General features: G+C 69.2%; 12 protein-coding genes. 7 read left to right on the forward strand and 5 right to left on the reverse strand.

The features are described from left to right. Positions 1–4 precede the first annotated feature (4 nt). Complete coding sequence (locus B2P18_RS11755) at positions 5–553, reverse strand: MerR family transcriptional regulator (RefSeq protein WP_286959780.1); 549 nt, start codon at positions 551–553, stop codon at positions 5–7. A gap of 10 nt (positions 554–563) precedes the next feature. Between B2P18_RS11755 and B2P18_RS11760 the strand changes: the two genes are divergently transcribed. Further along, positions 564–1433, forward strand: coding sequence for an NAD(P)/FAD-dependent oxidoreductase (locus B2P18_RS11760; RefSeq protein WP_034252915.1), 870 nt, complete (start codon positions 564–566; stop codon positions 1431–1433). Positions 1434–1501: 68 nt separating this feature from the next. Here B2P18_RS11760 and B2P18_RS11765 read toward each other — a convergent pair whose 3' ends face one another. Together B2P18_RS11765 and B2P18_RS11770 are read right to left on the reverse strand one after the other, a co-directional pair. Next, positions 1502–1609, reverse strand: a complete 108-nt coding sequence (locus B2P18_RS11765; RefSeq protein ID WP_239262560.1) for a siderophore-interacting protein — start codon at positions 1607–1609, stop codon at positions 1502–1504. 145 nt (positions 1610–1754) lie between these two features. Further along, positions 1755–2438, reverse strand: coding sequence for a Crp/Fnr family transcriptional regulator (locus tag B2P18_RS11770; RefSeq protein ID WP_240483974.1), 684 nt, complete (start codon positions 2436–2438; stop codon positions 1755–1757). A gap of 262 nt (positions 2439–2700) precedes the next feature. On the opposite strand from B2P18_RS11770, the gene B2P18_RS11775 reads away from it, so the two are divergent. Together B2P18_RS11775 and B2P18_RS11780 are read left to right on the forward strand one after the other, a co-directional pair. Beyond that, positions 2701–2940, forward strand: coding sequence for a heavy-metal-associated domain-containing protein (locus tag B2P18_RS11775; protein WP_286959790.1), 240 nt, complete (start codon positions 2701–2703; stop codon positions 2938–2940). 31 nt (positions 2941–2971) lie between these two features. Then, positions 2972–4927: a heavy metal translocating P-type ATPase gene (locus tag B2P18_RS11780; protein WP_286959792.1), complete on the forward strand. Its 1956-nt coding sequence runs from the start codon at positions 2972–2974 to the stop codon at positions 4925–4927. A gap of 167 nt (positions 4928–5094) precedes the next feature. Here the strand turns inward: B2P18_RS11780 and B2P18_RS11785 are convergent, their stop codons facing one another. Both B2P18_RS11785 and nrdR read right to left on the reverse strand, forming a co-directional pair. Continuing rightward, positions 5095–8037: a vitamin B12-dependent ribonucleotide reductase gene (locus tag B2P18_RS11785; RefSeq protein WP_286959793.1), complete on the reverse strand. Its 2943-nt coding sequence runs from the start codon at positions 8035–8037 to the stop codon at positions 5095–5097. A 158-nt stretch (positions 8038–8195) separates the two neighbouring features. Continuing rightward, entirely contained in the window at positions 8196–8699 is a 504-nt protein-coding gene (nrdR, locus tag B2P18_RS11790; protein ID WP_286959794.1) for a transcriptional regulator NrdR, read from the reverse strand. 319 nt (positions 8700–9018) lie between these two features. Here nrdR and B2P18_RS11795 point away from each other — a divergent pair, with 319 nt between their 5' ends. The 4 genes from B2P18_RS11795 (at position 9019) to B2P18_RS11810 (ending at position 11541) form a co-directional block, all read left to right on the forward strand. Beyond that, positions 9019–9177, forward strand: a complete 159-nt coding sequence (locus B2P18_RS11795; protein ID WP_286959795.1) for a hypothetical protein — start codon at positions 9019–9021, stop codon at positions 9175–9177. Positions 9178–9246: 69 nt separating this feature from the next. Further along, entirely contained in the window at positions 9247–9885 is a 639-nt protein-coding gene (locus B2P18_RS11800) for a DUF6318 family protein (RefSeq protein ID WP_286959796.1), read from the forward strand. A 428-nt stretch (positions 9886–10313) separates the two neighbouring features. Beyond that, positions 10314–10763, forward strand: a complete 450-nt coding sequence (locus B2P18_RS11805; protein ID WP_286959799.1) for a PKD domain-containing protein — start codon at positions 10314–10316, stop codon at positions 10761–10763. Between the two features lie 106 nt (positions 10764–10869). Beyond that, positions 10870–11541: a TetR/AcrR family transcriptional regulator gene (locus B2P18_RS11810; RefSeq protein WP_029211680.1), complete on the forward strand. Its 672-nt coding sequence runs from the start codon at positions 10870–10872 to the stop codon at positions 11539–11541. The last annotated feature ends 14 nt before the right edge of the window (positions 11542–11555 follow it).

Genomic DNA, 11555 nt, shown 5'->3' on the forward strand with positions numbered 1-11555 from the left:
CCCCCTACCCTGCCGCATCCCGCGCCGCGACGTGACGCGACGTGACGTGAGCGTCAGGCGACGCGGCGTCTGGGCTGCTGGCGCGTGGCGGCCCGTCCAAGGAGATGGCGGCGTCCCAGTCGGAGGGCACGGGGCCGCCGTCGATGACGTCGGCCACCAGCGCGGCGAAGCGCTCGCACTGCGCGATGTCGTGGGCCCGGCAGCGCAGGGAGTGCTCGGTCATGGCCCTCGACCGCTCGAGCTCGCGGCGCTGCTCGTCGAGGTGCTGCAGGTGCGCCTCCAGCACCTGGTGGCGACCCGGCGCACCCTCGTCGAGGAGCGCGCGGATCTGTGGGAGGGACATGCCGATCAGCTTGTTGCGGGCGATGACGGCGACGCGCACGAGATCGGCGCGTGCGTAGCGCCGGTAGCCGCTCGCATCGCGCGCAGGGCTGAGCAGCCCCACGTCCTCCCAGTGGCGCAGGACGTGGGTGGGCACGTCGAACCGCCGAGCCACCTCGCGGATCGGCAGTCCCGCATCGTCACTTGCCTTCATGTCAACCTGAAGGTACACGCTGGCGAGCATGACAATGACGACGGACATCGTGATCATCGGCGGCGGCCCAGCCGGGCTGCAGGCCGCCCTGTCGATCGGCCGGGTGCACCGCCAGGCGGTGCTGCTGGACGACGGCTCCTATCGCAACGCGCGAGTCACCCACATGCACAACGTGATCGGCCAGGACGGCACTCCCCCGCCCACCTTGCGCGCGGCTGCACGGGCGGAGCTCGCGGCCTATCCCACGGTGGAGGTGCGCGACGTCCGGGCCACCACCGTGACCCCGAGACCGGACGGCACGTATGCCGTGACCCTCGCCGCGGGTGAGGACCTCGTCGCCAGAGCCGTCATCCTGGCCACCGGGGTCCGGGACGAGCTGCCGCAGGTCGACGGCCTGCAGGACCTGTGGGGCGGACGCGCCGCGCAGTGCCCGTTCTGCCACGCGCACGAGTTCGCCGGGGGACGCTTCGGCATCCTCGGGACCGGCCCGGCGGCCCACCTGACCGCGCTGCTGGAACCCGTCGCCGGGTCGCTGGTGCTGCTCCCCCTCGAGGGCGACCCCGCAGGTGCGCCCGTCCGCGCGGTGCGGGACACGGGCGGCGGCGTCGACGTGACGCTCGCCGACGGCTCCACCGAGCACGTGGACGTCCTGTTCCTGCGACCGGAGCTGCACCAGGGCGCGCCCTTCGCCGCGCAGCTCGGCCTGGCTCGCAACGACTCCGGCGCGATCCGCGTCGACGAGCTCCAGCGCACGAGCCTGCCCGGCGTCATGGCGGCGGGCGACCTCGCGCACGTGCCCGCGCTGCCGATGCCGATGCAGTCGGTCGTCATGGCCATGGCGGCCGGTCAGGTCGCGGCATCCGCGGCCGTGATGTCGCTCATCGGCCCGCGCCCCTGAGGACTCCCCTCGCCGACTGGTCACCTCCCGACATCCTGGCCGCACCCTCCCCGTCCGCAGCTTGCCGGTCAGAGGTGGACCTGACCGGCCTTCCAGAAGCCGCTCGCCACGACGTGGCGCCGGGGCACGTCGCGCTCCTTGACGAGGTGGCGGCGACGGTGGCCACCTCGGCGCACGCCCAGGCATGGTCCACGCCGGCGGTCAGGGGCACCGTCTGCAGGTCGTCGGCGGTCAGGGGCACCGTCTCCGGGTCAGGGGGCCGGCGTTTCCCGCAGCTGAACTCGGCACGGGGACCGCCCGGCCACACGCCCCTTCCTGAGGTCACCCCGCGCCGAGGGCCTCCCGCTCCAGCCGGGAGAGGTCGAGGATGGCGGTCCAGCGGCGCCCGGAGTCGATGACTCCGTCACGTCGCCACTGGCTCATGACCCGCGACACCGACTCCGGGGTGGAGCGCGCCAGGCCCGCCAGGTCGCTGCGGGAGAGGGGGACCTCGAGCAGGATCCCGCGCCCGCCACGGTCGTTGCCGAGCTTGTCAGCCAGGCGGAGCAGCGCGGTTGCCACTCGCTGGGCGACCGTGTCCGTGACCTGACCGCCGACATCATCCTGCGCCCGCGCCAGCCGCTCGGCCACGTCATCCAGCACCCGTAGCGCAACGCCTGGATGCTCAGCCAGCAGCTCACGAAAGGTCGGTTGGTCGATCTGCAACGTACACGTGGGGACCAGCGCGCTGGCGGTATGCCGATGGGCTGACTGCCCCAGTGTGCCCATGCCCCCGAAGAGCTCACCGGCCACGAGGATGTCGGCCAGGGTCTCGGTGCCTGTTGCGCTGACCTGACTGAGCTTGACGCGACCCTCAGCGACGACATACAGGTGACCGGCGGCACTGCCAGCGTGGAAGATGTGCGTCCCCACGGGCCACGACGTGGTGGCCATCCGCCGATCGATGCGATCGAGCTCGGCCGGGGACAGCCCCTGGAAGTAGGGCACGCGGGCCAGGACTGCCATCCGGACGGCTCGCGGACAGCGGTGGGGCATGGTCACTTCGCGCAGCGGGATGTGCCGACGCCCACCGGGCGGTCCCTCACGGGGGCCGACAGAGGTCACGGGCCTCACTCTAGGCCCGTTTGAAGCATGAATCACCAGGTCACGGCAATGTGCTGCTCATTGATGTGCGTCATGGTCCCTCCCTCGCAGCGCTCCTAGCTTGGAATCACCGCGACGTCCACAAACCGGTGGGTCCGCGAGACAGGGAATGAGGACCACCATCATGAACACCGCCACCAGCACCCACACCCATACCGTCCTTCGCGCCGAAGGCTTCTCCTGCCCCTCGTGCGTCGGCAAGATCGAGAAGCAGGTCGGACGCCTCCGGGGCGTCACCCGCGTCAGCGTCAAGTTCGCCTCGTCGCGCATCGAGGTCGATCACGACCCGGCCATCACCGGCGTCGCCGAGCTCGTGGCGGCAGTCGCCAAGGCCGGCTACCGGTCCGCTCCGTCCGCGTTCTGACTCGCGCTGACTACGAGACGAAGACATCGCCATGACGCATCTCACCCATGTCCGGCACCTGATTCGGAACCTCTGGACGGTCCCGTTGGTCGCCGGCCTGTCGATCATCATCTCTTTCACGGCCTCCGGCCTGGCGGGCTCGCAGCTGTGGGGTGACGTGTTCATGGTCACAGCTGCGGTCGTCGCTGGAGCCCCCATCCTGCGGTCCGCGGTCCACGGTCTGATTGCGCGGGTCATCGGCATCGACCTGCTCGTCTCGATCGCCGCAATCGGGGCACTGTTCATCGGTGAGCTCTGGGAAGCGGCGGCTGTGACCTTTCTGTTCGCGATCGGTCACGCCCTGGAGAACGCCACGCTCAACAAGACCCGCTCCGCCCTGGCCGAGCTGATCGCGGTCGCGCCTGAGATCGCCATCGTGCTGCGGCATGGCGAGCAGGTCTCGGTCCCCCCGGCTGAGGTGGTCGTGGGCGAGACGGTGCTCGTGAAGAACGGCTCCAAGATCCCCGTCGACGGTGTCGTCATCGCAGGCTCCGGCGCCGTGGACGAGGCCTCCATCACGGGCGAGTCCATCCCGGCGGAGAAGGCCCTCGGTGACCCGGTCTACGCCGGCACCATCTCCCACGGTGGATTCCTGCAGGTCGAAGCGACCGGTGTGGGCGCCGACACCACGCTGGCCCGGATCATCCACCGCGTCGAGGAGGCGCAGGACGCCAAGGCCAAGACCCAGGCCGTCATGGATCGGTTCTCGACCTGGTACACACCCGCCATCATCGTGCTGGCGCTCGTCGCCTTCCTGGCCACCGGCAACGTCACGCTGGCACTCACCCTCCTGGTGATCGGCTGCCCCGGCGCCCTGGTCATCTCCGTTCCGGTGGCGATCGTGGCGGGCATCGGACGCGGCGCCAGGGACGGGATCCTGATCAAGGGAGGCGAGTTCCTCGAGACCTCCGCCACGATCACGGCCGTTGCCCTGGACAAGACAGGCACACTCACGGAGGGACGTCCGTACCTCACGGATGTCGTCGTGATCGACCCCTCGCTCGACGAGAGCGAGGTGCTGCACTGGGCTGCGCAGGCAGAGACCGGCTCCGAGCATCCGCTCTCTCGCCCCATCGTGGAAGCGGCCTTGGGAGACGGCAGGGCTGCGCTCGGCCTGCCCGAGCACACGGAACCCGTGCCCGGCAAGGGCGTCGTGGCGCTGGTGCGAGGGCACCGAGTGGCGGTGGGAAACCTCTCGCTGCTGCGCGTCGAAGGCGTGACGAAGGGCACCGAGCTGGCTGCGGCCGCCGCAGACGACCTGGCAACACGTGGCCGCACGCCCATGATCGTGGCCCTGGACGGACAGGTGATCGGCATCGTCGCGGTCGCGGACAGGATCCGCCAGGACGCCCGCGAGATGGTGGGGCGGCTGCACAAGGCCGGCGTCAGCAAGGTCGTCATGCTCACCGGAGACACCCACCTGGTCGCGGAAGCAGTGGCCTCGGAGGTCGGGGTCGACGAGGTGCGTGCCGGGCTCCTGCCGGAGGACAAGCTCGAGGCAGTGCGTGAGCTGCAGTCACAGGGTCACGTGGTCGCCATGGTGGGAGACGGGGTCAACGACGCCCCGGCGCTGGCCGTCTCGGACATCGGGATCGCCATGGGTGCCGCCGGCACAGGTGTCGCCATCGAGACTGCTGACATCGCCCTCATGAAGGACGACCTGCTCAAGCTGCCGCAAGCGATCTCTCTGGCGCGGCGCACGGTGTCGGTGATGCGCATCAACATCGCCGTAGCCCTGATCACGGTCGCGTCCCTGCTGGCCGGTGTCATCCTGGGCGGGGTCACGATGACCCTGGGCATGCTCGTCCACGAGGCATCGGTGCTCATCGTGATCCTCAACGCCATGCGGTTGCTGCGCCCCTCCCGTCTGTCGCCGAGTACGCAACCCGTGGCTTCCCCCACCTCCCGCGCCCGCGAGCCCGAGGCGCGACCCGTCAACGTGGCGTGAAGCCCAGGGTGCGGGCTGAGCAAGCCAGGGTCGACCGATCCGCCGAGGAGGACGTCCCCGAGACGACCCTGCACGCCCTCATGGTCTGCCAGCCGGACGCGGCTGAGCCCCGCAGGGACGAATCCCTGCGGGGCTCAGCGCGGTTCGTCGCTCGAGCGACGGGGTGATCAGCTGCAGCCGGAGGTGCTGCCGCAGCCCTCGCACACGTAGCAGGAGCCGGCGGGACGCATCTTGGTGCCGCAGGTCATGCAGATCGGCGCGTCGGAGGCCATGCCCTGGAGCTTCTCCATCAGCTCGGCGGAGGAGTGGATCTCGCGGGACACCTCGCGGGCGTCGGCCGCACCGGCGCCGGACTTCACCTCGGCCGGGCGGGGCGACGAGGAGCCGAAGCGCTCGCCGGCCTCGCGGGCCTTCTCCTGCGGGGTCTTGGAGGTGGCGACGTCCTGCTGGATCTCTTCGTCATACTCCTCCTCGTCCTCGTCGGTGACGGGCTCATAGGACCCGGTCTCGAGCTGGCGAGCACGCTCCTCCGCGGAGTAGATGCCCATCATCGAGCGGGTGTCGAAGTCCAGGTAGTCCAGGGCCAGGCGACGGAAGACGTAGTCCATGATCGACTGCGACATCCGCACGTCCGGGTCGTCCGTGAGGCCGGCCGGCTCGAAGCGCTGGTTGGTGAACTTGTCGACGTAGGTCTCGAGCGGGACGCCGTACTGCAGGCCCACCGAGATGGCGATGGAGAACGCGTCCATGACGCCGGCCAGGGTCGAACCCTGCTTGCCGAACTTCAGGAACAGCTCACCGAGACCACCGTCGGGGTAGGCGCCGGCGGTCAGGTAGCCCTCGGCGCCGCCGACCGTGAAGGACGTGGTCTGCGAGGCGCGACGCTTGGGCAGGCGACGGCGGGTGGGGCGGTAGATGACCTTCTCGACGACCTTGGCGTCGCCGGACTCGACCAGCTCGGCGACCTTCTCCTCGACGCGCTCCTCGATCTTCTTCTTGGTCTCCTGCACGGACAGCGGCTGGCCGACCTTGCAGTTGTCGCGGTAGACGGCGAGGGCCTTGAGGCCGAGCTTCCAGCCCTGGAGGTAGACGTCCTCGATCTCCTCGACCGTGGCCGACTCGGGGAGGTTGACCGTCTTGGAGATGGCGCCGGACAGGAACGGCTGGCAGGCCGCCATCATGCGCACGTGGCCCATCGGGGAGATGGCGCGGGCACCCATGGCGCAGTCGAAGATCTCGTAGTGCTCCGTCTTGAGCCCGGGGGCGTCGACGACGTGGCCGTGCTCGGCGATGTACTCGACGATCGCCTCGATCGACTCGTCCTGGTAGCCGAGCTTCTTGAGCGCACGCGGGATCGTCAGGTTGACGATCTGCATGGAGCCGCCACCGACGAGCTTCTTGAACTTGACCAGAGAGAAGTCGGGCTCGATGCCGGTGGTGTCGCAGTCCATCATGAAGCCGATGGTGCCGGTCGGGGCGAGGACCGAGGCCTGCGCGTTGCGGAAGCCGTTCTTGTCACCGAGGTCCAGGACCTGGTCCCAGGCCTGGGTGGCGAGGGCGTGGATGGAGGAGCCCATCTCGTCGAGGGTCTTGACCTGGGCGTTGGCGTCGCGGTGCTGGGCCATGACGCGCTTGTGCGCCTCGGCGTTGCGGGCGTAGCCGGCATACGGCCCCACGACCCCGGCGAGCTCGGCGGAGCGCTTGTAGGACGCACCGGTGAGCAGCGAGGTGATCGTGGCGGCGAGCGCGCGGCCACCCTCGGAGTCGTAGCCGTGACCGGTCGCCATCAGCAGGGCGCCGAGGTTGGCGTAGCCGATGCCGAGCTGACGGTAGTCACGGGTGGTCTCGCCGATGGACTCGGTCGGGAAGTCCGCGAAGCAGATGGAGATGTCCATCGCCGTGATGACGAGCTCCGCGACCTTCTGGAAGGTGGCGGCGTCGAAGGTGTCGTCGTCGCGCAGGAACTTCAGCAGGTTGAGCGAGGCCAGGTTGCACGAGGAGTTGTCCAGCGACATGTACTCCGAGCAGGGGTTGGACGCGGTGATGCGACCGGTCTCGGGGTTGGTGTGCCAGGCGTTGATCGTGTCGTCGTACTGGATGCCCGGGTCGGCGCACTCCCAGGCGGCCTTGGCGACCTTCTGCATCAGGGTGCGGGCATCGACGCGCTCGATGATCTCGCCGGTCATGCGGGCGCGCAGACCGAAGTCGGTGCCCTCCTCGACGGCCTTCATGAACTCGTCGGAGACGCGGACCGAGTTGTTGGCGTTCTGGTACTGCACGGAGACGATGTCGCGGCCGCCGAGGTCCATGTCGAAGCCGGCGTCGCGCAGCGCACGGATCTTGTCCTCCTCGCGCGCCTTGGTCTCGACGAACTCCTCGATGTCGGGGTGGTCGATGTCCAGGACGACCATCTTGGCCGCGCGGCGGGTCGCGCCGCCGGACTTGATGGTGCCGGCGGACGCGTCGGCGCCGCGCATGAAGGAGACGGGGCCGGAGGCGGTGCCGCCGGAGGACAGCAGCTCCTTGGAGGAGCGGATGCGGGAGAGGTTGAGGCCGGCGCCGGAGCCGCCCTTGAAGATGAACCCCTCCTCCTTGTACCAGTTCAGGATGGAGTCCATCGAGTCGTCGACGGACAGGATGAAGCAGGCGCTGACCTGCTGCGGGCTGGCCGTGCCGACGTTGAACCACACCGGGGAGTTGAAACTGAACACCTGGTGGACCAGGGCGTAGGTCAGCTCGTGCTCGAAGATCTCGGCGTCCTCGGGCGTGGCGAAGTAGCCGTTGTCCTTGCCGGCCTTGGCGTAGGTCAGGACGACGCGGTCGATGAGCTGCTTGAGGCCCTGCTCGCGCTTGTCCGTGCCCACGGCGCCGCGGAAGTACTTGGTCGTGACGATGGTGGAGGCGTTGACCGACCAGAAGTCGGGGAACTCCACCCCACGCTGCTCGAAGATCGTCTCGCCGGTCTTCCAGTTCGTCTGGACGACGTCGCGCTTCTCCCAGTTCACATCGTCGTAGGGGTGCACGCCGGGCGTGGTGAAGATGCGCTCGATGGTGAGGCCCTTCTTGGCCGACTTGCGTGCTGCGGAGCGAGCGCCGACGGTCTCGGTCATGGTGCTGTGCCTTCCGTTCCCTGTGGATTGCTGGCGGTATGTCGTGCCTGTGGGTCCCCGTCAGGTGGCGCGGCGGGGCGGTGGAGATGTCGTGGTGCGGGGTCCGGTCGTCATACGAGCAGTCTGTGGGCGACCACTGACAGACCCCCGATGACCTGCTAGGTCGTGCGAGAGGGGCCCGGAGGACCCACCGCGGCGGGCTCCTCGCCCGTGGGCGAGTGCTCCGCCCGGAGCAGGGTGATGGCCGCCTCGAAGTCCTCGAGCGAGTCGAACGCCTGGTAGACGCTCGCGAACCGCAGGTAGGCGACCTCGTCGAGCTCGCGGAGCGGGCCCAGGATGGCGAGACCGACCTCGTGGGCGTCGATCTCGGCGTGGCCCTGCGAGCGGATCGTCTCCTCCACCCGCTGGGCCAGCCTGGCGAGGTCGTCCTCGCTGACCGGGCGCCCCTGGCAGGCCTTGCTCACGCCGTCCTGGATCTTGGAGCGGCTGAACGGCTCGCTGGCGCCGGACCGCTTGATGACGGTCAGGCTCGCGGACTCCACCGTGGTGAAGCGGCGCTGGCAGGCCGGGCACTGACGACGACGACGGATGGCGGAGCCGTCGTCGGTCGTGCGGCTGTCGATGACGCGGCTGTCGGTGTTGCGGCAGAACGGGCAGTGCACGGCTAGGCTCCTCCCCTGATCGGCGGCCGCCTGTGGACGCGGCTGTGGATGGCTTGTTGACAACCTGTGGGTAACCGGCTTCACCCTGGGGACTACATGTGGATGACTTACACCGGTGTAACCACTAGATGTAGTGATCTTATGCCCGTGACGGCCTCGTGATCAAACAAGTCACCCACCTGACGTGTTGTCCCAGGTCACACGGCGTGTTGCACTCATCGTGTCGGTATCGACACTCTGCGTGATGGTGACGAAGGGCCAGACGATCGACGGCCCGACTCCAACATCTGGTGGTGGTCGCACGGTCTAGGCTCGACCCATGGATCGCCGCGCCCTCACCCCGCTCGTCGTCGGCCTGCTCTGCTTCGCGGTCGCCCTGATGATCCGCAGCGGAGGTCCGGTGCGCGGCCTGCTGATGTTCGTGGCGGCCGGGTTCATGGTCTACGCGGTGTCCGTGATGACCCGCGACCGCCGCTGATCCTGAGTTATCCACAGACCCCTGTATGACGGAAGCAGGAGGCGTCGCCGCACGTCTAGGCTCGACGCCATGCGTGGACACGGACGTCTCCTCACCACCGCCGGGCTGATCGCCGCGGGCGCCCTGACCGCCTGCTCGGGCGCCTCCGGCACGAGCCAGGGCACAGCCACCGCCACCCACGAGCTGCCACCGGCCACGTCGGGCACGAGCGCCGCCGCCCCCACCTCGACCTCCGCATCGGCCCCGGCCACCACCTCCCCCACGGTGGCAGCCCCGACCGCCACCAGCGCCGCGGCCCCCGCCATCCCCGCAGCCGCCCGCGCACACACCCCCGAGGGCGCCGAGGCCTTCACGCGCTACTTCATCGATCAGGTCAACGTCGCCTGGACGACCCCCAAGACCGGCCTGATCTCAGCCCTCAGCCTCCCCACCTGCAAGTCCTGCGCGTCTCTCGAGGACCGCGTGAAGAAGTTGACCGCCGCGAACCAACGGTATTTGACACCGCCGTGGTCTGCTTTCAGCGTTACCTACCAAGGCGACACGGATGACAAGCGAGCAGTAGTCGAGATGAGCGGAATGCAACGGCCAGCTCATGTGGTGGGTCTTGATGGACGCAAAGTAGGTGAGCAGCCGCAAGAGAAATCGGTCAGACAGTTCGTGCTGAGGGAAGTGGCCGACGGCTGGCGCCTCGATTCGATCCGAGGTTGACCTTGATGATTGCCGTTATAGCTCTCCCCCAGCCTGTTGTGCCAGCAGCAGACGGGACTTCGATCAACAGTTCGTCGAGCCAAGACGGCCTGATGATCAAGGGAACGCAGATTGGAAGCCGCCGACGGCCCGCCCAGCCAGCCAGGACGGTGGCAGCGAAGCAGTCCTCGAACGGACGGCCGGGGGCGCGCCCAGTTCAGCCTGTGACCAGGGCCGCTGAGCTGGCCGTCAACAGCAGAACCAGTGGCCCGACATTGACATTCGTACCGCGGCGGCCGCTGGTCGCCAAGGACGGGCCCGGACAGTGGGAGACCGCTGTGCCGGGGTTCGTGCCGGACCCGGCGGCTCCAGCCGCGCCGGGGCAGGCCCCACCCGCGCCGGGGGCACCGGCGCAGGTCGCCCCACCGCAGCCGGTGCTGACGGAGGCCATGATCGTGCAGGCCTTCCACACCACGCCGTTCGCGAAGCCGATGGCGGAGGTGCAGCCCGTGGGCGGCCGGACCCTCGTGACGCTGCCCACCTATGTCCAGATCGCCTGGGACCCAGCCGGGTTCGAGCCCGGGGAGATCAGCACGGTCGACCTGCTCGGCCACGCCGTGCGCATCCGCCCCGTCGGCCAGAGCTACCTCTACGACTTCGGGGACGGCGGCGCGGTGGGGCCGACGTCCAGCACCGGTGGGCCCTACCCCAGCGGCGACGTGACCTACCCCTACCCCAAGGCCGGCAGGTTCGCGATCAACGTCACGGCGACCTACTCCGGGGAGTACAGCGTGGACGGCGGCGCGTGGATCCCCATCGCCGACACCGTGCAGATCCCCGGCCCGGAGGAGCCCATCGATGTCCGCACCAGCCGCAACGAGCTGATCGACCAGGGGTGACGGATCGATCTTCGGAGCCCGTGGGCGGCAGCACGCTCGTCGCACGGACGCAGCCGGACATCGCGGGGTCTGTGACCATGCCCAGACACGCGGGTAAGGTCGGCCTATGAGCACGGACACGGACCGGGTCCGCCGTGGCCCGGGACGCCCCCGAGGTGGTGACGGCGCCGCGACCCGCGCGCGCATCATCGCGGCAAGCCTCGAGCTCTTTGCCAACCACGGGTTCCGCGCCACAGCGCTGGCGCAGATCGCCAAGGACGCCGACCTCTCCCCCACCGCGCTGACGCACCACTTCCCCCACAAGGAAGCCCTGCTCGCCGAGGTGCTGGCACTGCGGGACCAGCGCGACCGCGAGGACCTCGATGCCCTCGAGCCGACAGCGCCCACCGGGTGGCAGGTGCTGGAGCGCCTGTGCAGGCTCACCCTGCTCAACAGCACCAGGCCACAGCTGGTCCGGCTCTTCGTCACCGTGACCAGCGAGGCGATGGACCCCGACCACCCGGCCCACGCCTGGACTCAGCGGCACTACGCCGAGGCCCGTCAAGCCATCGTGGACGACCTGGCCGAAGGCATCCGCACGGGCACCGTCGCACCCGAGACCCCCACCGAGCAGGTCGCAAGCTCCGCCCTGGCCATGATGGACGGGCTGCAGACGCAGTGGCTCCTGTTGGGCGGATCACTGGACATGGCCGGCGCCTTCGCCACCTACGTGGCCGCACTCCACCAGACGTACGGGTCCGCGCCGACCGCCTCGCCGGACGCCATCACCACCGACTGACCGAGGCGCGAGGC

Origin of the sequence: Arsenicicoccus sp. UBA2120 (genome assembly GCF_002330965.1) — a bacterium.
Lineage (GTDB): Bacteria > Actinomycetota > Actinomycetes > Actinomycetales > Dermatophilaceae > Arsenicicoccus > Arsenicicoccus bolidensis.